At 34.0% G+C, this 20,414-nt stretch carries 26 protein-coding genes; 11 read left to right on the forward strand and 15 right to left on the reverse strand.

What is annotated here, in order from left to right; genetic code table 11:
- Nucleotides 1–22: 22 nt before the first annotated feature.
- The gene (locus SIB53_RS04570; RefSeq protein ID WP_413679015.1) at nucleotides 23–1,372 is read right to left on the reverse strand and encodes a TIGR03279 family radical SAM protein; all 1,350 of its coding nucleotides are present in this window, start codon (nucleotides 1,370–1,372) and stop codon (nucleotides 23–25) included.
- A 410-nt stretch (nucleotides 1,373–1,782) separates the two neighbouring features.
- Between SIB53_RS04570 and SIB53_RS04575 the strand changes: the two genes are divergently transcribed.
- Together SIB53_RS04575 and nadB are read left to right on the forward strand one after the other, a co-directional pair.
- On the forward strand, nucleotides 1,783–2,421 hold the full coding sequence (locus SIB53_RS04575; RefSeq protein ID WP_413679016.1) for a DUF3120 domain-containing protein: 639 nt from the start codon (nucleotides 1,783–1,785) through the stop codon (nucleotides 2,419–2,421).
- A 13-nt stretch (nucleotides 2,422–2,434) separates the two neighbouring features.
- Nucleotides 2,435–4,135: an L-aspartate oxidase gene (nadB, locus tag SIB53_RS04580; protein WP_413679017.1), complete on the forward strand. Its 1,701-nt coding sequence runs from the start codon at nucleotides 2,435–2,437 to the stop codon at nucleotides 4,133–4,135.
- On the opposite strand, the gene SIB53_RS04585 is transcribed toward nadB, so the two are convergent.
- The 7 genes from SIB53_RS04585 to SIB53_RS04615 form a co-directional block, all read right to left on the reverse strand.
- Nucleotides 4,122–5,063 (reverse strand): vitamin K epoxide reductase family protein, encoded by a 942-nt coding sequence (locus SIB53_RS04585; protein WP_413679018.1) that lies wholly within the window; start codon nucleotides 5,061–5,063, stop codon nucleotides 4,122–4,124. The genes nadB and SIB53_RS04585 overlap by 14 nt on opposite strands.
- Nucleotides 5,064–5,247: 184 nt before the next feature.
- On the reverse strand, nucleotides 5,248–5,340 hold the full coding sequence (gene petL, locus SIB53_RS04590; RefSeq protein ID WP_011294102.1) for a cytochrome b6-f complex subunit PetL: 93 nt from the start codon (nucleotides 5,338–5,340) through the stop codon (nucleotides 5,248–5,250).
- 62 nt (nucleotides 5,341–5,402) lie between these two features.
- On the reverse strand, nucleotides 5,403–5,804 hold the full coding sequence (locus SIB53_RS04595; RefSeq protein ID WP_413679019.1) for a DUF4346 domain-containing protein: 402 nt from the start codon (nucleotides 5,802–5,804) through the stop codon (nucleotides 5,403–5,405).
- An 81-nt stretch (nucleotides 5,805–5,885) separates the two neighbouring features.
- The gene (locus SIB53_RS04600; RefSeq protein WP_413679020.1) at nucleotides 5,886–6,152 is read right to left on the reverse strand and encodes a hypothetical protein; all 267 of its coding nucleotides are present in this window, start codon (nucleotides 6,150–6,152) and stop codon (nucleotides 5,886–5,888) included.
- Between the two features lie 31 nt (nucleotides 6,153–6,183).
- Entirely contained in the window at nucleotides 6,184–7,365 is a 1,182-nt protein-coding gene (locus SIB53_RS04605) for a GNAT family N-acetyltransferase (protein ID WP_413679114.1), read from the reverse strand.
- A gap of 22 nt (nucleotides 7,366–7,387) precedes the next feature.
- Entirely contained in the window at nucleotides 7,388–8,065 is a 678-nt protein-coding gene (locus SIB53_RS04610) for a RibD family protein (RefSeq protein WP_413679021.1), read from the reverse strand.
- A complete protein-coding gene (locus SIB53_RS04615; protein WP_413679022.1) occupies nucleotides 8,066–8,992 on the reverse strand; it encodes a 6-pyruvoyl trahydropterin synthase family protein in 927 nt (308 codons plus the stop codon).
- Between the two features lie 52 nt (nucleotides 8,993–9,044).
- Here SIB53_RS04615 and SIB53_RS04620 point away from each other — a divergent pair, with 52 nt between their 5' ends.
- A complete protein-coding gene (locus tag SIB53_RS04620; protein ID WP_413679023.1) occupies nucleotides 9,045–9,641 on the forward strand; it encodes a shikimate kinase in 597 nt (198 codons plus the stop codon).
- Here SIB53_RS04620 and SIB53_RS04625 read toward each other — a convergent pair.
- A complete protein-coding gene (locus tag SIB53_RS04625; protein ID WP_413679024.1) occupies nucleotides 9,595–9,858 on the reverse strand; it encodes a chlororespiratory reduction protein 7 in 264 nt (87 codons plus the stop codon). The genes SIB53_RS04620 and SIB53_RS04625 overlap by 47 nt on opposite strands.
- Here SIB53_RS04625 and SIB53_RS04630 point away from each other — a divergent pair.
- Nucleotides 9,857–10,588 carry a DUF6816 family protein gene (locus tag SIB53_RS04630; RefSeq protein ID WP_413679025.1) on the forward strand — a complete coding sequence of 244 codons (732 nt, stop codon included), beginning with the start codon at nucleotides 9,857–9,859 and terminating at the stop codon, nucleotides 10,586–10,588. The two genes, SIB53_RS04625 and SIB53_RS04630, sit on opposite strands and share 2 nt — an antisense overlap.
- On the opposite strand, the gene SIB53_RS04635 is transcribed toward SIB53_RS04630, so the two are convergent.
- Complete coding sequence (locus tag SIB53_RS04635) at nucleotides 10,575–11,294, reverse strand: glutathione S-transferase family protein (RefSeq protein WP_413679026.1); 720 nt, start codon at nucleotides 11,292–11,294, stop codon at nucleotides 10,575–10,577. The genes SIB53_RS04630 and SIB53_RS04635 overlap by 14 nt on opposite strands.
- 60 nt (nucleotides 11,295–11,354) lie before the next feature.
- On the opposite strand from SIB53_RS04635, the gene SIB53_RS04640 reads away from it, so the two are divergent.
- The 4 genes from SIB53_RS04640 (at nucleotide 11,355) to SIB53_RS04655 (ending at nucleotide 14,472) form a co-directional block, all read left to right on the forward strand.
- A complete protein-coding gene (locus SIB53_RS04640; RefSeq protein WP_413679027.1) occupies nucleotides 11,355–11,561 on the forward strand; it encodes a DUF751 family protein in 207 nt (68 codons plus the stop codon).
- A 2-nt stretch (nucleotides 11,562–11,563) separates the two neighbouring features.
- On the forward strand, nucleotides 11,564–11,935 hold the full coding sequence (rbfA, locus tag SIB53_RS04645; RefSeq protein WP_413679028.1) for a 30S ribosome-binding factor RbfA: 372 nt from the start codon (nucleotides 11,564–11,566) through the stop codon (nucleotides 11,933–11,935).
- Between the two features lie 17 nt (nucleotides 11,936–11,952).
- The gene (locus SIB53_RS04650; protein ID WP_413679029.1) at nucleotides 11,953–13,587 is read left to right on the forward strand and encodes a glycoside hydrolase family 3 N-terminal domain-containing protein; all 1,635 of its coding nucleotides are present in this window, start codon (nucleotides 11,953–11,955) and stop codon (nucleotides 13,585–13,587) included.
- A 99-nt stretch (nucleotides 13,588–13,686) separates the two neighbouring features.
- Nucleotides 13,687–14,472: a uroporphyrinogen-III synthase gene (locus tag SIB53_RS04655; protein WP_413679030.1), complete on the forward strand. Its 786-nt coding sequence runs from the start codon at nucleotides 13,687–13,689 to the stop codon at nucleotides 14,470–14,472.
- A gap of 2 nt (nucleotides 14,473–14,474) precedes the next feature.
- Here SIB53_RS04655 and SIB53_RS04660 read toward each other — a convergent pair whose 3' ends face one another.
- Together SIB53_RS04660 and zds are read right to left on the reverse strand one after the other, a co-directional pair.
- A complete protein-coding gene (locus SIB53_RS04660; RefSeq protein ID WP_413679031.1) occupies nucleotides 14,475–14,927 on the reverse strand; it encodes an SRPBCC family protein in 453 nt (150 codons plus the stop codon).
- 3 nt (nucleotides 14,928–14,930) lie between these two features.
- Nucleotides 14,931–16,391, reverse strand: coding sequence for a 9,9'-di-cis-zeta-carotene desaturase (zds, locus tag SIB53_RS04665; RefSeq protein WP_413679115.1), 1,461 nt, complete (start codon nucleotides 16,389–16,391; stop codon nucleotides 14,931–14,933).
- A 106-nt stretch (nucleotides 16,392–16,497) separates the two neighbouring features.
- On the opposite strand from zds, the gene SIB53_RS04670 reads away from it, so the two are divergent.
- Nucleotides 16,498–16,887, forward strand: coding sequence for a HesB/IscA family protein (locus tag SIB53_RS04670; RefSeq protein ID WP_413679032.1), 390 nt, complete (start codon nucleotides 16,498–16,500; stop codon nucleotides 16,885–16,887).
- A gap of 29 nt (nucleotides 16,888–16,916) precedes the next feature.
- Complete coding sequence (locus tag SIB53_RS04675) at nucleotides 16,917–17,336, forward strand: tetratricopeptide repeat protein (protein WP_413679033.1); 420 nt, start codon at nucleotides 16,917–16,919, stop codon at nucleotides 17,334–17,336.
- Nucleotides 17,337–17,362: 26 nt separating this feature from the next.
- Here SIB53_RS04675 and SIB53_RS04680 read toward each other — a convergent pair whose 3' ends face one another.
- A complete protein-coding gene (locus SIB53_RS04680; RefSeq protein WP_413679034.1) occupies nucleotides 17,363–18,292 on the reverse strand; it encodes a TIGR01777 family oxidoreductase in 930 nt (309 codons plus the stop codon).
- 188 nt (nucleotides 18,293–18,480) lie between these two features.
- Between SIB53_RS04680 and SIB53_RS04685 the strand changes: the two genes are divergently transcribed.
- Complete coding sequence (locus SIB53_RS04685) at nucleotides 18,481–18,744, forward strand: NAD(P)H-quinone oxidoreductase subunit O (RefSeq protein WP_413679035.1); 264 nt, start codon at nucleotides 18,481–18,483, stop codon at nucleotides 18,742–18,744.
- Between the two features lie 11 nt (nucleotides 18,745–18,755).
- Here the strand turns inward: SIB53_RS04685 and SIB53_RS04690 are convergent, their stop codons facing one another.
- A complete protein-coding gene (locus SIB53_RS04690) occupies nucleotides 18,756–19,409 on the reverse strand; it encodes a J domain-containing protein (RefSeq protein ID WP_413679036.1) in 654 nt (217 codons plus the stop codon).
- Between the two features lie 21 nt (nucleotides 19,410–19,430).
- Entirely contained in the window at nucleotides 19,431–20,399 is a 969-nt protein-coding gene (gene cysK, locus SIB53_RS04695) for a cysteine synthase A (protein WP_413679037.1), read from the reverse strand.
- Between the last annotated feature and the right edge of the window lie 15 nt (nucleotides 20,400–20,414).

Raw genomic sequence — 20,414 nt, forward strand, 5'->3', positions numbered from 1 at the left:
TGAGATGGATTTAGTAAAGCAATTATGCTTTACCAAGTGCTTTGTTCACGATGTCTTGGGCATCATGAACAATTCTTATAGATACATTAAGTGACAAAGAGAGCTCTTGAAGTGTCATGTCATCAAGCAAGATTTTTTCACCTTGCCTCAGCATGACCGATGGTAGTAGTAATTCATCGCCTAATTCTTTTCCACGCAGTCCTTTTATGAGGTCTTGTCCTGTGAGTAAGCCTGTAACTATTTGTTCTTGCCCCCAATAAGGACTTGGAATCCCATAAAGGTGTAGTACGAAATTATTTATTTTATTTAGTCGTTTGCAAGGCTTCTGTAATTCATTTTCAACAAGTTTGCCAACAACCCAGCTGCAGGTTCTCTTTTGATCAATTTTGGTAGGCAGATTTCTTGTGGCTTCATCCATCGCTTTAAGAAAACTGCGAATACTTCCTACTCCATTCTCTTTTTGAGGTAAATCTTCGTAAGAATTAAGAGATGGTAAAGCTTTCTTTGCTATTAAATACCATTCATCAGATAACCAGGCAAAACGAGAACCTTTTGATTTATAAAATTTTCTCTGCATTGACTCAACTTGATTGATGACTTTTGTCGCACAATCAGAATCTACGGGTATTAGCCCATCATTACTGGGTCGAAATCTTGTTAAACCAACTGGAACTATTGCTGCTGAAAGGACTACGGGGAAATCTCCTTGCGCAAAACTATATAGATCATTAATGGTTCTTTCTAAAGCTTTCCCATCATTTATTTCAGGGCAAACAACAATTTGAGCATGAATTTGTATTCTTTTTTCCGAGAACCAATCTAACTGATTTAAAAGGTCAATAGCTTTAGGATTCCTTAGTAATTTCGACCTTAAAGAAGGTTCTGTTGCATGCACTGAAACGAATAAAGGAGTGAGTCTTTGTTCATCAATTCTCAACCAGTCTTGTTCGGAAAGATTTGTAAGTGTTAAGTAAGAACCATATAAAAAACTTAGCCTGTAGTCGTCATCTTTTAGATATAAGCTTTTTCTTTTTCCTGGGGGCTGTTGGTCAATAAAACAAAATGGACATTGATTATTGCATTGTTTTAATCCATCAAATAAAGCTTCAGTAAAGGCAAGCCCTAACTCATCGTCATAATCTTTTTCAATGTCAATTATATGTGTTTTACCATTCTCATCTAATATTATTAATTGAATATTTTCTTCCGCAATAAGAAATTTGTAATCAATAAGATCTCTTGGTTTTACACCATTAATACTAATTAATTGATCTCCAACTTCAAATCCAAGCTCCTCGCCTATGGAACCTTCTTCTATAGACGCAACAACAGCAGGTTTTATTTTGCTTTTAGTTATCTGTACATTGCTCATTTAAGCTCCTAAATAAGAAAATAAATTTTTATACTTTTCGTATGGGTTGAGACAATTAAATTGATCTTGAAAAATCATTTTTTTTCAATATAAGTAAATTTTCAATAAAAAAGTACTTAATAAGCTTTTTTGAATCATCTCCTTTTCGAAGGTTGAAAAAACCGGGACTGGAAAAGCATTGCAATCATTGCAATTAACAAGTTGTTAAGAATTTTTTTTTAACTTTGTTATTTGTATTCTGAAGACTGTTTGTTTTGGGTATCGACTTGAATGTAAATTCATAGGAGGTTGAGCTGAAAAACAACTCAGTTTTATTAATTCTGATTTACTCAAACAATCCCATCAAGCCCATAGACCAAGAAACGTCCTATCTTTCAAAGCCAAGGACATTGCAATTTTGGGTTAGCACAATGGTTGTCCTGCCGGTTTTTGTTCAGGCTCCATGGGTTCATGTTTTCCCCTTTTCAGCTTTTTTATTTAGTTTCATCATATTTTTTCTTGGATTTTATTTACTAAAATTTTCTAGTGATAGATGGTCCTCTGTTGGTTCGCTATTGGTTGGAGTGAGTTGGAGCTGGTTAGGAGGATGTCTTTTTTGGGGATGGTTAAGAGCTCATCCTGTGTGGCATTTGCCTGTTGAGTCAATAGCTTTGCCAATAGCAGTGAGCCTCTTAAATACTCGATGGAAAATTGGGGCCAGTTTCTATTTGGCATCTCTATTAGGAACTGCTTTTACTGACATAATGATTGTTTTAACAGGTGTCATGAAGGCTTGGCCAAAAGTTGTAGATGCGCCTTTTTTAGAGGCCTCCAAAATGTTGAGTTTCACTGCGGAACAATTATTGGAACCTTTCTCATTATTAGCCATTTTTATTGCGGCACTTTTAATAATTTTGATAGCAAATTGGATGAATCAAAAATCAAAAAGTGAATCTTTATCTTCCGATGCTTGGCTCGTATCAAGTTCAGCTTTGACAACAACCTTATGGGTTGATGGTTTATTTTTTGCTACTACATTGATTCAGCCTCAACTAAGTGGATTGATCTAAAAATTAATATTTTATGGACTTAAATACTGGTTTTAATAAAAATGATATTTACTCAACTAATTGGGATGTAATCGTTATTGGAGCAGGAGCCGCGGGCTTAATGTCTTCTCTTGAATTGCCATCAAATCTCAAAATTTTACTGTTAAATCGAAATACTAGTAAGCGTTCTTCAAGTAGATGGGCTCAAGGAGGAATGGCTGCTGTTACAAGAATCGAAGATAGTGAGGATATGCATGCTCTCGATACCATTAGAGCTGGGGCTGGTCTTTGTGATCCTGAAGCAGTTCAAATGTTTGTTGAAAGTGCTCCGAGATTAGTAGATAGACTTTTGAAACTAGGCATGGAATTTGATAGAACCTCTGGAAAATTATCTACAACTCTTGAGGCTGCTCATACTCATAGAAGAGTACTTCATGTCAAAGATAGAACTGGAAAGGCATTGGTTGATGTTCTTAATGAGCAAGTTGAACAAAGAGAAAATGTTTTGCATCAAAGAGGAATAAGAGTTACTCAGATTTGGGTTGAAAGAGGAAGATGTTTAGGGGTACAAGTTTTAGATGGACCCGCTTTAGGTTGGATCAAATCCAAGGCAGTTGTTTTAGCTACTGGTGGCGGTGGCCATTTATTTGCTAATACAACAAATCCAACTCAAGCATCAGGTGAGGGAATTGCTTTAGCGTGGAGGGCTGGAGCTCTAATAGAAGATCTCGAATTTTTTCAGTTTCATCCAACTGCTCTGAAATTGGATGATGCGCCCTCGTTTTTGATTTCTGAAGCTTTAAGAGGGGAGGGCGCAGTTTTAGTAGATTCTCTGGGTGAGAGCCCTGTCGACCATCTTGAAGGGAAAGATCTTGCATCAAGGGATCAAGTCAGCAGGGCATTGTTTAAAGCTATGCAAAAGCAAAAAGTTGATCACATTGGTCTCGATGTCAAATCTATTGATGTTGAGGATATAGAGGCGCGCTTTCCGTCCATTTTTCAAAGGTGTAGAGAGCTTGGCTTAGAACCTTTAAAAGAAGTAATTCCCGTTGCTCCATCTGCTCATTATTGGATGGGTGGTGTCGCTACAAACTTGAAGGCACAAACCAATATTGAAGGGCTTTTTGCGATAGGTGAGGTGGCATGTACAGGACTTCATGGTGCAAATAGGCTTGCAAGCAATTCATTAATGGAATGTTTGGTTTTTGCAAATCAAATGAGAAATATTGAATTAAATGATTTTGAAACTCCAGTTATATCAATAAGTAATGCAAGTTTAAAGATAGAGAACCTTCGCTTTTCTAGAAATGATGGAACTAAGTATTTAATCAATGAAATCGAAAAACTTAGACAATTATGTTGGCGAGAAGCTGGTGTGGATCGATCGCAAAAAGGAATGTGTGCTGCTCTTGCAAAAGTTAAACGAGATCATGAAAATCTCTTAAACGAGCCTTTATTAAATTTAGTTTTTTCTCAGTCAAAAGATGAAATTAATAGATTTGATGAAATTGCTAGAAGAGATCTTAACTTGCTTCTCGATTTAAGTAATCGACAAAAGTCTAGCTCCCTAATGTTGGAGGCTTGTTTATTTCGTAAAGAGAGTAGAGGAGGGCATTTTAGAGATGATTACCCTACTTCAGTTCCTTTTTGGCAATGTCACACCCGTCAAGTAAAAGGAAAGGATATTCATACAAGACCGGTTAGCGAGATAACTGTTGTGTCTAAAAATCTTTAGTGTTCTTGTAATTACTTAGTTCGGCTAATTCTTTTAGACTTTTAACTCCTGAATCAATTGAGCCATTAATTTCCCAAGAAGGGAAACCTGTTATACCTTTGGCTTCGCACAGCTCTCTTTTGTTATTAAACCCATCTTTTGCACATTCAACTAAATTTAATTTTTTTGCAGCTTCTTTCCCGAACATTTCTTTTTGATCATGACAATGTGGACACCAATAGGCGTTGTACATGACAGCTCCTTCTTTTGTTAGATGTTCAGCGAGGTTTATTTTTTCAGGAGAACTTATTGTGACTACAGCAGGTGGTATGCCTTGGATATTATTTGAAACTTGCTTGGTAGATGGATCAACTGATGATGACCAAATAAGTCCTGATAGAAGAACTGCTACTGACACAACAAAACCTCTGAAAAATAACTTTCCATAATCTTCCCATCCTCCTCCAAACACATTTAATATTAGAAGTAAAAGTGATATAAGACAAGAAAGAAGACAGAAAAAACAGAAAGCGTTAATTTTAAATATCATAATTGAGATTAAAATTAAGCTAAAAATAAAAGTAGATGTAGATATATAAAAAGATCCCCACCATGCAACTTTTGATATATTATTTTTTTGATTATTTAGGATAGGTAATAGGGGTAATGCTGCCATTAATAATATTAAAAAATAACTGATAAAACCCATTAGAGATAATGGAATAGAATAATTATTTGATTGAATTAAAGTCCCCCACGGGCTATTTAAAACTTTATCGCAACCTCCTAATCCACCTGGACAGTTTAAAGTTCCAATTAATCCCCATTTGTTCAAGGTTATTGATCCTGTATCAATAACACCAACTGTTGAAAATATAGCTATTGCAACTCTCGCCCATTTAGAACCCAGATCTTGGCGACGTCGACTTTTTAGTCTTGAAGATCCCATGCAATTAAATTCTGAATAAATCAATCAATTTATTTATTATTCTAATGAAGAATTCATTCAACGTCCGAATAATCTAAATCAATTTCAATGTTCTTTATATTTTAATAACCATTTGAATATTTGACTGAGTATTAAATATAAACCTCTTTAACTAATCTAGTACTAATAATAGTGATTTATTTATTCAGATTAATTTAATAGCTTTCAGTGCTTTTTGAATCAAGAATGCTGCAGAAAGGCCTGCGCCAACAAAAACTAAGTAAAAAAGAATTCCCATTTGATTTGTATTTCTCAACTAATAATAGAACATGAGTGCTTTATCTTTTGAATTTATTAATTTTAATCTTGAATATATTGTTTACCCGTTATGAGGCATTGCTCTGCTCGCTGTAACTCACGACCAATGTAAATGGCATGATCTAAATGACTGATGGGGAATGGACCATGACCCTCGGAGATTTGAATACCTAATTGCTTAGCACTCTTGCCTCGATAAATATTGCTTGGTTCATGTTTACTTTTTGTTTTGCAACCAATTGGTTCTCTAGACTCTGGATCAATAGCTCGACCTTTTTGATCAATATCATTTAAATAGTGTTCAAGTATTAACTCTTTCGTTATTGGTTCAATTTTTATTAAGAAATAACCTTTTGGGTCAAGCTTTATTTGTCGCTTGGATAATTTATCGTCTAAAACCTTTATTGATTTAATTAAGTCTTCTTTAGGATCTAGATTTTTCATTTCTTTAATTTATAAATTAAAAGAAGATACACAAGTCATCTGTTTTTGTGTCAGGAAATTTTTAGCTTTTTCTTCAAAAAATTATCCTGAAATAAAGCTTTTTAAGATTAAAAATATAAGAAGATTTACAAAAATAAAAGATAAATAAACAACACCTGGATTTTTTAGTCCTGCTGGTGCTGTTAGTTCATAGCCAAAAATAGTAATAACACTTTGAGTCCCTTTATCTTTATAACTAAAAATCCCTTTAGCAAAGAAAGGTTTTTCTTCATTAGAATCAACTTCATCTTTCTCTGTGGAAAGCGATTTATCTGTGTCAGGAGAATCTAGTGAATTGTTGTCTGTCATTTAGATTAAGTCTTTAATTTTTCTGAAGTTACTATGTATTTGATAGTTTTGGCTCTTCAAACTTAAAAGGTACTTCATTGTTTGTAGCGTTTATTTGATCAAGCATTAACTTATTTGCTTTTGGTAGCCATTTTCTTATTAATGAGTCCATATCTAAGTTGTACCATCTATGAAGACTTGCATTGGGTTTAGCAATAAAACCTCTTCGTTTTTTGTGACTTCCACCCGCTCCAGGATCAAAATATTTTATTTTATTTGCTATCGCCCACTCAATAGGGGAGTAATAACAAGCTTCAAAATGTAAATTATCTATATTTTTTTCTGAACCCCAATATCTTCCCCAAAGCATATTTTCGTTTTTTACGCATAATGACATTCCTATTGTTTTGTCAATTTCTTCTTCTTTTACATCAAATAAAACAATATTTTCTTTCAGTTCTGTTGATGCAAGTTCAGCGAAAAATGATTCGGTGAGGTATTTACTTCCCCATATTCCCCATCTTGAACAATGAAGCTCATAAAAATAATGCATTTTTTTTAAATTCATTATATTTATTTGAGACCCACTAAGAGGTTCAACTTTTACCCCACAATTTTTTATGCTTTTTCTCTCTCTCTTGATATTTCTCCGTTGATTAGAATTAAATTTTTGTAAAAAATCAGAAAAACTTTTTTCTTCATTTAATTTCAATAAACTTTGTTGGTTGACCCACTTAGCGCAATTTAGAGATTCAGCTATTTTCATCCATTTAGGATCTACATATAAAAAATTACAACTGAGAATGCCATTTTGTTTGGCAAAACTATCAATTTTAGAGATTAATATTTGTGTGAGATCTATTTCATTAGCTCCATCTGCGTAAAGAAAGCGATAACCTTCTATTGGACTTAATGGACTCATCCCTATTAGTTTTGGATAATATTGTAGTCCCATATCTTGAGCTAGTTGAACAAAGGCATTGTCAAAAATAAATTCTCCATAACTATGAGATTTAAGATAGAGAGGTGCACATGCAATTAAATCATTTTCACTCCAAGCAGAGAGAAATAATGGTTGCCATCCATATTTTTTACTAACACTTTTTGATTTTTCTAATGCATTTAACCAATCCCACTTATAAAAAGGAGTTGAATTTTCTTTTAAGAAATTATTCCAAATAACTTTAGGAATTTCTTGGATTGATGTATGCCATTTAATTTTGATATTGCTCATTTCTTGTATACTAAATCTATATTCATGATAAATTATTTCTAAAATATCTGATAAGTAATTCATTATTACCGAGCTTTTTACTTTCTTTTAGGATCCAGTTATTTTGTTTAGTCATGATTGTATTTAAGTGTCTTAATTCAGATGAAACCCAGCAATAATTTCCCCCTAATAGATGAGGTGTAATGGTGATTTGTAATTCATCTATTAGATCCTCTAACAGAAAAGCTGAAATTAGATTTGCGCCTCCTAGTAATACAATTTTTGCAATACCTTTCTGATATAAATCATCAAGAGAATCACGCCAAGTGATTTTTAAATTTATTTTTTTATCGAATCCATTAGGAAGCATAATCTCCTTTTTCGTATCTTGCTGTTGGATTAACCATTTTTGAATAGGTTGTTTAAAAAAAATCCAATTGACTGGAAAATCTATTTGATTACTGGCTATAAGAGCAATTGGTTGTTTATTCTTTCCTTCTAAAGTTCTTTGTTTTAATAATTTTTTATTTTTAATGACACAAATTGATTGATGATCTCTCAGCGTTTGCCCTCCCATTAAAATCCCATCTGACCAGGCAAGTGATTCTTCTAAAACCAAACGATCACCAGATTTACCTAATTGAGTTTTTCCTCCTTCTGGGTATGCTATACGTCCATCTATACTAGAAGCTAAAACTAATTTAACCCATTTTTTTTTCAATTATCTCAGTAAACCGACCTGATTCTTAGAGTCTTTAGTATCGATCTTTGATTCAGGTACGTTTGCATAAACTTCAGCTGCATTATTTGGACTCTCCTGTAGTTTAATCTTATATAAATTCGCCCCAATCGCATTAATTGGATTAGTTAATTTATCTGAAATATGTAATGCAATATTTTCAGCTGTAGGTACACAGTTTGCAAAATAAGGAATATCTTTATTTAAAAAAGTATGATCAAAAGGCTCTACAACTAAATCATTAATTAAACTATTTAATGCAGATAAATCACATATCATTCCAGTTCTAGGATTAATCTTTCCTTTGACAGTTATATCTACTAAGTAATTGTGACCATGCCCATTAGGTCGAGCACATTTTCCGAATATTTTTTCGTTTTCGGTTTGAGGTAGGTCTTCTCTTGCTAAGCGATGAGCAGCTGAAAAGTGTGTTTGAACTGTTAAATAAGCATCCATAGCATTTCCTTGATAGTCAGCCCAGAGTTTTGGGTTTTCGTAAAGACGTAAAGATTTTAGGGGTAAGTGAGATTTAAGGCGCTTCCATATAATACGAACTAAACTTTCAGTTGTGGGAAGGCAACCTTCGGGTTTAGAAAGGTCAAACTCTGGCCATGTTTCATTTAAAAAACGAAAGTCAAGCTGACTTGTTACTTCGTTTTTTATGGCATGTTTTACATCTGAAAGGTTTAAGACCATGCCATATTTATTAAGTTCTCCTTCCATGGTTACGATTAACTCGTAATTATGACCGTGGCCAGGAGCTATTGAGCATGGGCCAAACAAAGCTGAATTATCATCATCAGATAATTCAGGAAGCCTATAAAGGTGGCTTGAGCTAAAGCAGGCTCGCCTTGTAATTACACAGTTTCTCCCCTCTCCGTGGGAAAAATCAGATGTGATTGATTCCATAAATTTTTCACATCAAAACACATCTTAATAACTTTTAGTTACTTCTGTCTTTATGGCCGTCCAATCAACCCCTAAAACTCTTAAAGAAAAGTTAGGTGGTCGAAATATATTTTTGATAGGAATGATGGGTTCTGGCAAAAGTCAAACGGGACCAGTTCTAGCCAAAATGATCAATTATGCTTTTGTTGATACTGATGATGTTATAGAAAAAGCTTCTAAGCAGTCTATTTCATCTATTTTTGAAAAAGATGGAGAAAAAGTTTTTAGGGATGTTGAAAAAAAAGTTTTAAAAGAAATTAGTCAACATCATTCTCTTGTAATTGCTACTGGAGGTGGTTTAGTTACCTTGCCTGAAAACTGGGGCATTCTTCATCAAGGAATAGTGATTTGGTTAGATCTTGATTTGAAACGTTCAATTAAACGATTAGAAAGTGATAAAAAGAAACGTCCTTTACTAATTGGAGATGATTTGGTTGAGAATTTTAGTCAGATTTTGGAAAGTAGAAAACCAATATATTTAGAGTCAGATTTGAGAATAGAAGTTGAGGATCAATCTCCACATGAGGTTGCAACTATGATTGCTAAACGTTTGCCAAGCATCCTTATTGACCCGGAGACTCAAGCCGAACTGCATACCACTGAATTGTAAAACCTGTTTTGATTTCTAGGTCGCATGCTGTATCAAGCAAATGTTGAGCAGCTTCTTTTATTGAAGACTTACATGCAAGATCTAATGGTAATTGATCGAATTTATTTAACCAAGATTGAAGCCATAAAAGAGTTTGTTCTTTATCCAGGAATTGTTCAGTTTCACCAGGAACCAAAACAACATAATTATCCATTTCTCTAATTAGCGGATCAGACATGAGACAGAAATTTTTCTTTTTTTTGATTTCTATTTTAATTATTTTTACTTACACAGGTCCTGCGCTTGCTGAAACTATTCTTGAAATAAATAATTTTCAACCATCTAAGCTTTATGAACGCAAATTAATTTGGCCTGATTGGCGCTTCCCTTCTTCTATTAAGCGCCCAGGATTGAAAGATGATTTAATTTACCCTTATTGGTTTGAAGGCGTATGGGATGTCACTAGTGAGATAGAAAGTGATCAGAATAAAGAACCTATTTTTCACTCAGCTAAATTTATTCATAATGCCTCTGGTAATTTAATTGCTGACCGTGAATACAACACTCAGTCTTATGCTTTGAGCACAAAGACTGGTGGTTTTTTATCAGTAAAGAATGATCCTAAATCTCCTAATCGTCAGTTTGCTAAATTAACTGAAGATAGGTATTTAGAGACAAAAATCATAGGAAGACTTCAAGAAAAAATAGATAATAATATTTTTATTACTGATGAATTATTTTTACAAATTTTGCATACACCAGAGTTGAGTAGGGTTAGCCAGGTCGAAACATTAACTGAGTTTAAAAAATGTGGTTATAACCAAAATAATGATATAAATCTAAGTGGTTTTAATATTTGTGGAGAACAATTCCAGGCAATTTACAATCAACCTGGACAAGAGTTTATTTCTTTGCCGATTAAAACAGTGAAATCTAAATTAATACTTAGAAAGGCTAATTATGATTAGTTTTTGTTACTTGATCTTCAATTAAGTCTCTCCAGTTAAAAAGATTTTGAAGACTTGGATCATTTATATATAAAGAACACCCTTTGCCTTTTAAAGTTTCTCCGGATGAATTTGGGAATTTGAGTAGTGATAAGTGTGATGCTACAGATATATCAGCAATAGAAAGCTTGTCTCCAATAAGAAAGTTTTCTTGATCAATTAAATTTGATAGATAATCTAGATTTTGTTTTAGAGATTCTTTCTCTTTCTGGTTTATTACTCCAGAAATCTGACTAGCAATTTTTGTAGGAATATTAAGAAGAAGTTTTTGCATAGAATCAGAAATTTCGTTTGTGAATAAAGAGGAAATCAATATTGGATTCTTCGTAAGCTCTTCCAAAAAGACAATTTTTATAGATTTTGCCAAAGTTGTATCTGCCCAATTTTCAATTATTTGGGCCTGAGAAGCTTCCTTTACACCCTCTGGAATTAATTTTGGTTCTATTTCAATTTTCTCCAAGTGTCGTATTATTGAACTTGAGTCATGGATTGTTGTTTCCTTATCAAAAAGCACGGGTAATCTTTTTTGTCCTGTTTTTTGAAAGATATCTATTTGGCCTATGGCTGGAGTTATCTCAACGGTTCGATATTCAAGCTTTTTTGCAGCCAAAGCCATTCTTGCTTTCAAGCAATAAGGTGAGTGCCTAAATTGATGAAGTTCCAACATTTTATTTTCCTTCAAATGGTTAGCAGAGTAGCTATTAATTCAGTCTTTTGTTGGTGAAAAATGGGTGAGTTCTTTTCTAATGTTTCTAGATATCCCAAATATCTCATCACAATAGTTTTGGGGGTTTTCACTGCTGCAATTTCTCCATTAATTAAACGAGGTAGTAATCCGATCACAGCGATTGCTCTTGTTGGGGCTTTGTTAAGTGGACTTCTGACAATAATTTTCTTATTAAAGGCTATGGCTTTCCCTGTACCAATTACTTAGATATGGCTACTTCAAGAAGAGTAGAAAAATTAGCAGCTTTACTCAAAAGAGAAATTAGTGAACTTTTAGTTAATGGGGTTAGAGATGAAAGAATTCATAAAGCCATGATTACCATTACCTCTGTTGAGGTCTCAGGTGACTTACAGCATGCAAAAATTTTTGTAAGTCTTTTTGGCGAAGAGAAAGAAAAAGCTGAAGTTCTAGTTGTTTTAGAGGAAGCCAAGGGATTTATTCGTGCTGAGCTTGCTCGAAGGCTTCAAATGAGACGATCTCCTGAGCTTGTTTTTAAGCTTGATACAGGTATGACAAAAGGTCCTGCAGTTTTAGATCTTCTCAATTCATTAGAACTTGAACGTAAAAGTAAAGACTTATAGATTAATCAATATTTTTGATGAATAAATCTGATCTTAGAAGACAAGTTGCTGAATTATTTATAGTTAGAGCAAGTGGATTTAATCTTGATTCGCAACGTTTGTATCCTAACTTAGAAGAATCTAATTCCAATCTTAAGAGACTTTTAGAAGAAGGTGTTGGTGGAGTTATTCTTTTAGGAGGAACTGTAAAAGAATTAGAAATTCGTTGCAATATCTTAAAAACATGGTCTAGTAAACCTCTTCTCTTATGTGCTGATATTGAGGAAGGAGTTGGTCAAAGATTTTATGGAGGAACAAAGTTTATTCCTCCAATGGGTATCGCTCAGATTTATAAAAAAGATCATAATTTAGCAATTTCTATTGCTGAGAAAATAGGATATTTTACTGGTAAAGAAGCAAAAAATATTGGTTTAAATTGGCTATTAGCTCCAGTCTGTGATATCAATAACAATTCAAATAACCCGGTTATAAATATAAGAGCTTGGGGAGAAGAACCTGAAACAGTAAAAAGTTTAACTTGTGCTTTTCATAGGGGTGTTTTTAGATCAAAAATGCTGACTTGTGCGAAACATTTTCCTGGTCATGGAAATTCTGAAGTTGACTCTCACTTGGATTTGCCAGAAATACAGAATGACTTATCTGAATTAGAGAAATTTGAGTTAATTCCATTTAAATCTTTAATCAATCAAGGAGTAAGTAGTGTCATGATCGGACATTTACTTTTTTCAAAGATTGATCCTATTTATCCTGCAACACTTTCAAAAAGACTGGTTACTGATTTATTGCGTATCAAATTAAAATACGATGGTTTAGTCGTAAGCGATGCGTTAGTGATGAATGCAATATCTAATAAATATAGTAGTGGTATTTCTGCAGTCATGGCATTTGATGCAGGAATTGACTTGATTATGATGCCAAAAGATATCGATGAGGCAATTGATTCTCTTACTGATGCTTTTTATTCAGAAAAATTTTCTTTAGAAAGTTTACATGTATCTAGAGATAGAAGGAAAAAACAACTTGATTTAATTCGTAATGAAAATGATTTAGAAAAAGAAGACTTGAAGGATGAAGATATTAAGAATCAAGTTTCATTGGATGCCTATAGATTTAGTAACTCTATAATAGAAAATTCAATTTTTGTCAGAGGAGAAAGTACTATAAAAGCTGAAGTTAATGATATTAACCTTATACAAATTGATAATTTTGATCAAGTATCTAATAAATTTTTTCCTGCATTAGATTTACCTAAGGCAGTAGGTTTTAAAAATTTAATTATACATCCAATTGGTATCAGTCCATGGCAAAAAACTAATAAAAGATTTTTAGATTTGGGGCTATTTGGTAATGGTAAAATACTTCTTCAGCTATTTATAAGAGGCAAGCCCTTTATGGGAATAGATTATCATAATAATCAATGGATAGACGCTATCAAGAATTTAGAAATAGAGGAAAGATTATCAGGAATTATTATATATGGATGTCCATATTTATATGATAAAATAAAAAAAACTATTCATGAATCTATTCCTTTGGCTTATAGTCCTAGTCAAGCAGAGGAAGCACAAAATCAAATTTTAAGTCGAATTTTTCAATCAAAAATAGAACAAAAGCAAATTGATAAAAAATCAATTATAGAATTTACAGAGTGAAAATTGTTTAATCAAGAAATTGGTATTCAAGAAAAACCCTATTATTTTTAAAGACTGCGTAGTTATTCTTTAGACTACCTATGACTGAAGCATTCAGAAATGGCTTTAACCGACAAGAAGATAATTATTACGCGTGCCCAAGAACAGGCTTCAGAGGCTCGTGAGATCTTTAGGAAAAATGGAGCTGAGGTATTCGATCTTCCTTCATTAGTGATTGGCCCCCCAGACAACTGGACTCCTTTAGATGATGCTTTAAAGAAAATTCTTACCTTTGACTGGATTATCTTTTCCAGCACAAATGGTGTTAGAAATGTTGAAGATAGAATGAAAGAAATAGGCTTGTCTTTGTCGGAAACTTCTAAGATTATTCAAATTGCTGCTGTAGGAAGAAAAACAGCTTCTTTGTTATCAGATATGGATGCAAAGATTAGTTTTGTTCCTCCTAGTTTTGTTGCAGATAGCTTGGTTGAATATTTCCCTCAGAATCAAAAAGGTTTAAAAATATTTATTCCAAGGGTACAAACCGGCGGCAGATCAATATTGTATGATTCTTTCAAATTAAAAGGAGCAGAGGTTACTGAAGTAGCTGCTTATGAATCTTCTTGTCCTAAAGACATACCTCAAAAGACTATAGATGCTTTGAATAAAGGCGAAATAGATATTATAGCTTTTACTAGTGGTAAAACAGTAATCAATACTGTCAGCTTATTTAAAAAATACTTTGGTGAGAATTGGTTGAAATTGATTGAAAAGATTAAACTTGTTTCGATTGGGCCACAAACAACTATTAGCTGTAAAAATCTTATTAAAAAACCTGATAAAGAGGCTATTCCGCATGATTTGGAAGGATTATTACAAGCTTGTCTAGAACTAAATTTTAATTGAATTTATGTTGATTTTTCTACGAGTTCTTTGAAGCTGTTAAGATTTTTTTGTAATTCTTTTGTGACCATTCCTCCAAGAATATTTGCTTTCATTAGATTTGCTAAAACTTGAGGTAATTCATAAGATATTTTTAATTTAACTATAGTCTTAGAGCTCTCTTCACTATAAAAACGTACCGCACCCTTAGTAGGTAAACCACCAACTGATTTCCATTCCAATTTCTCTGCTTCTATTCTTTCTGTTATTTGAGCTTTCCATTTAAAACGAAAGCCATTGGCTGCCAATGTCCACTCCGTTAAATCTGGAAGTGTCGAGGTCTTTTCGTCGACTGTCTTAACTGACTCAATCCATGTCATCCACAAAGGCATTGAATCTAAATCACTCCAAAACTTCCAGACAAGTGCAACTGGAGCATGGATTTCACTGATTACGGTGTGATCAAGCCACTTTCCCATTTCTTAAGCAACCGAAGAATTTTTTGCTAGTGAAACAGACTTTGAGAGCATTGCTGAAGCAGCAAGATGTCCGCTCATTGTTGCTCCTTCCATAGAGTCAATGTAGTCCTGTTTTGTGTAACTGCCTGCCAAGAAGAAATTATTAAAAGAAGTTTTTTGATCTGGTCTATATGGCTCCATTCCAGGTGCCTCCCTGTAGAGAGAATGAGAAACCTTGACCACATTGCTCCATAAAAGCTTTAAACCTCTTGAAGACGGAAAAAGTGTCCTGACCTGTAAATCAGTATGTTTTACAATCTCATCTGAGGACTTGGTAATCCAAGGATCTCCAGGGGTTAAAACACATTGAAGTAGTGAGCCCTGATCATCTTTTCTATAGTCTTCTGGGCTTGACAAAGCTAAATCTGCAAAACAACTAAAATCAGCATCGGCTGTGTATAGCAAATTGTCTAAACCAGATGGACTTTTTAGGTTTGTTTGAGCTTGTTGATTTTTGATCTCTGTTACCCAGCCATCGTATCGAAGTTGCACAGTTGCTACTGGAACAGCATCAAGTTTGAAAAGTGAGTCAAATTCTTTAAAACGTCTCCATGATCTAGGAATTATTCTTTTTATTCCAGACACATCACAAGCAGCTAGATATTTATCTGCATGAATTTTTTTTTGACCCTCGGGAGTTTGAAGGGTTAATCCGGTAACAGATGGTTTGTCAGAATCCTCGGAATGAATTTCTTTAACAATATTCTCTAAGTGAAGTCTTCCGCCTCTTTGTTCAATGTAATCGAGTATTGGCTTGGTGAGCCATTTGTGGGGTGAGCCCTTTAATAGATTGAGCTTGGATGCCTCTGTTTTCGAAGCGAACATCATAAAGATGGTAAGCATGCATCTTGCAGAAATAGCTTCGCAATCAATAAATCCCAGCGCATATGCAATAGGATTCCACATCCTTTCGATACTATTTACACTTCCTCCATGGTTAAGAAACCATTGCTTAAAACTTATAGAATCAAGTGATCGTATTGTTTTCATCGCACCCTCGTAGTCAATAAGCCCTCTTACGATCGGACTTGTTCCAAGAGCAAGAGCATTCCTTAGTTTGTCAATCCAATTTAATTGAGGTGTAGTGAAGAAGGCTTTTAAGCCGTTAAAAGGAGCTCCTGCAAAAAATCGAAAATCAAGTGATTTAATGTCCCCACCCTTGTTAACAAAAAGGTGAGTGTGGTCTTTTGGTAAAAGATTTTCAAATGCCCCAACTTTTCTCATTAATGCAAAAAGATTTGCATAGTTGAAAAAGAACACATGCAAACCCATCTCGATATGATTGCCATCGGAATCTTCCCAGCTTCCAACTTTGCCTCCCATAAATGGTTTTGCTTCATATAGGTCGACTTCATGTCCTTCATCAACAAGGTCAACTGCAGCAGTCAATCCTGCTAAACCTGCACCTATTATTGCGATTTTCACTCGGTTCATTAGATGGATACACTAACTCTATGAATAAAAACTCTTTTTTGGCACTTTTAAAATCGAATATAATTAATAGAGTGTTATTAAAGTTCAGAAAACAACAATGAGTGAATCAAACGCGCCGCCAAAAACTCATAAAGCTGAAGGAGGCAAGGGAGTACTTATTACCACTCCTGCATTGGATCAGTTGTCTAAACTTTGTAAAGAACAAGGCTCAGGTAAATTATTGAGAGTTGGAGTTCGCTCGGGAGGATGCAGTGGTATGAGTTATACAATGGACTTTGTTTCCGATGATGATATTCGAAAAGATGATGAAGTTTATGAATATTCTGTAGGTAGCAATTCGTTTAAAGTGATTTGTGATCCCAAGAGTCTTTTATATATATATGGTATGCAGTTAGATTTCAGTACAGATTTAATTGGTGGAGGTTTTAATTTTACTAATCCCAATGCATCACAAACTTGTGGTTGTGGCAGTTCATTTGCAGTTTAACTTTAACTAAAAGAATTTTTAAATTAACAATGGATCAATCAGAGGAAAGTCTTTTTGAGGAAGCTCTAAATCGCTATAAAGCTGGTTCCCCCGCAGAGGAATTGATTGAAGATTTTCAGAAAATAGCTTCTTCTACTCCAAATAATGCTGCTGCATGGACATGCTTGTCATGGTTGCAATTGCTATGTGATACTCCACAGGAAGCCTTGCGATCCGCACGGTATGCAGTGAAGCTCAATGGTCAAGATCCACAGTCAAGGATCAATTTAAGTCTTGCATTATTAGAAACCAATTCTAAGGGAGTTAGAGATCATATTGATTATGTGAAAAGAGCTATGTTTGTTCTCCCTGAATTAGAAAAAGAATTAAAAGAATCATTTGAAGATGGTCTTTCACGAAAACCTAATTGGAAGACTTTACTGAAAATAAAAAGTTGGTTAGACCTTTGAGTTACTAATAGATTCGATTGAAAATTTTAAGTTAATATTTCTTTAAAAGCCTCATTGATTGTAGGAAAACTAAATTTAAATTTGAGTTGATTAAATCTTTGAGATTGTACATTTTGTCCCTCTAAAACCACACGAGCTCCATCTCCTAAAATTAACTTTAATATTGGCCCAGGAACTGCTAGAAGGCTTGGTCTGCCAAGTTCTTTACCAAGTGAATTAGAGAACTCATTCATTTTTACAGGATTTGTTGCAACCCCATTGATCACACCTGACCAAGAAGAATTTTTCAAACTTTCGTTAATAAGATTACAAAGATCTGTTCTATGTATCCAACTCATCCATTGTTTTCCATCTCCTATTGGACCACCAAGACCAGCTCTAAATATGGGAAGCATTTTCCCAAGTGCTCCTCCATCTTTAGCTAATACAATCCCAATTCTTACAATTAACAGTCTCGTTGCTCTTGGTTTGTTGTTTGCAATAGATTCCCATTCTTTACACAAATTTGCTAAGAAATCATCACCCGGCATACTTTTTTCAGTGAATTCAGTTTGAGGGTGAGAGCCATAAAAACCAATTGCTGATGCATTAATAAGAACTTTTGGTGTTTTTTTGAGTTTGCGAAGGTTTTCAATCAGATTATTTGTTGTTTTTATGCGACTATTTGTAATTTCTTTACAGTGGTCTTCAGTCCATCTTTTCTCAGCAATAGGTTCGCCAGCAAGATTTATAACCCCTTCGCAGTTTTTAAGAGAGTTTTGAATTTCTTCTTGATTCCAAGACGAAGATTCAGCTGGATTCATTTGTATGAGACTGATGCTTGGTGTATTAGCTATGGATTTTAATTTTCCTTTGGATTGTCTAGATATGACTGTGAGGCTATGACCCTCTTTAATTAGCAAAGGAATTAATTCTCTTCCGATAAAACCAGTGCATCCAGTAAGAAGTAATTTCATGATTTCTCTAATTAGATTTGATTAGCTTAGAGGGATTTTGATTAACTGATGGTGTTGATTAATCAAGAATATTTGCAGTATGGAATTCGCAATTAATTAATCACACGATTTTCACCATTTTGTTTTAACTGCTATCCTTGATTTAAATATTTGAATAAGTCATTAGCCTTTTTTATTAATTATTTCAAATGCCTGAACCAATCGGAAAAGTAGATGATTCACAATCACCTCCAAAGATAAATAAGAAATTCAGAAAAGGAGATCTTGTAAAAGTTGATCGTGAAAAATATTCTAATAGCTTAGAATCTAAAGCAAGTGACACTAATTTACCTGAATATATTTTTCAAGGGCCTGGTGAAGTATTATTGATTAAAGGTGATTATTGTCAAGTTAGGTGGAGAAGACCAGTCCCTGATGTTTGGATAAGTTCTGATCATATAATCTCATATTAATAAAGGTTAAATTATAATATAAGCCATTCTTTTTTATTGCTTTGTAAAAATTTTCTTTTTTTCTTAGCAATGGCTATCATTGCCTTTCCATCATGGAGATAATTGTCTACATAGCCCATTGTATAGCGTTCTAATTCATTCAGACCATCTTCAACATGTGATAAGCAATGATAGAGATCTAGGCTGAAATCTCTTATGATTGAAGGACTTGCAAAAGATGTATAAATTTTTTTGATCTTAGTTATTTTGTGATTACTCTTCTCAAGATATAAGCAGAAAGAATCCATTAATATTTGATCATAAGGATCAGCTGATAAATCTCTTATTTTTGATCCTAAGGGATTAATGATTTGTCCTAATAATTTATCAATAGGAAGGTATATATCCTTAAACCATTTTTTGATATCTTCAGATTTAGAGTAATTATTAGTTTCTCTTTTGTATTCATTCTGATTATAAAATTTTGAAGTACTATCTTTTTTAAAATTAAGATCTTTATGTTTTTTCTTTAAAATTTCCCATGCTGAGTTTACTTCGAGCATTAGTGCTGAATCTCCTCCTTTGTCTGGATGATGTATTTTTACAAGTTTTCTATATGCTTTTTTAATCTCTTCTAGTTTTGCGCTGGGATGAACTTTCAATATTTTATATGGGTCTTTATTCATGGTTGATTGAATATTTATTTCTTAGAGGTATTCATTCCCTTTTACTGGGTTTGCGGGGATGGAAGTAAACATAGTTGTTGAGAGATATCTTTCGCCAAAACTAGGCAGGATGACAACCAAGCGTTTATTCTCAAATTCAGTTTGATTCCCTACTTTTAAAGCAGCGGCTACTGCAGCACCACTGCTGACACCACTTAGCAATCCTTCCTCTTTGGCCAGTCTTCTTCCTATGTCCATAGCTTCAGTATCTTTGATTCTTATGACTTCATCAATTTGATTCATATCTAATACTTTAGGAATGAAACCAGCACCAATGCCTTGTATCGCATGAGATCCAGGATTCCCTCCTGAGAGAACAGGGCTTGATGAAGGTTCCACAGCAAAAATTTTGATTTGTGGATTTTTTTGTTTTAAAAATCTGGCACAACCTGTGATTGTTCCTCCTGTTCCCACTCCAGCAATTAATGCATCAAGTTTGCCTTCGCAATCTTCCCAAATTTCTTCAGCAGTAGTTTTTTCATGAATTTCAGGATTGGATGAATTATCGAATTGCTGAAGCAAATAGGCATTAGGTATGGAAGCTACTAATTCCTTTGCTAGCTGAATAGCGCCTTGGATTCCCTCTTTGCCAGGAGTTAGTTGAAGCTCTGCTCCAAATGCTCTTAACATTGAGCGTCGCTCTGTGCTCATTGTGTCTGGCATTGTAAGGATGAGCCGATAACCTTTTGCTGCCGCAACCATGGCTAATGCAATACCTGTATTTCCGCTAGTTGGTTCAATAAGAACAGTATGTCCAGGTTTGATGGTGCCCTCTTTTTCCGCTGATTGCACCATTGCGCTAGCTATGCGGTCTTTTACGGATGCTGTCGGGTTGAAACTTTCTAATTTGGCTATAATTTCCGCTCTGCATTTAAATTCATTAGGCAATCGATTTAGTTTGACCAAAGGTGTTTGGCCAACTAAATAAGTTATGTCATTAGCAATTGGCATGATCTTATTTTAAAA

It is taken from the genome of Prochlorococcus sp. MIT 0916, assembly GCF_047305155.1.
Taxonomy (GTDB): domain Bacteria; phylum Cyanobacteriota; class Cyanobacteriia; order PCC-6307; family Cyanobiaceae; genus Prochlorococcus_B.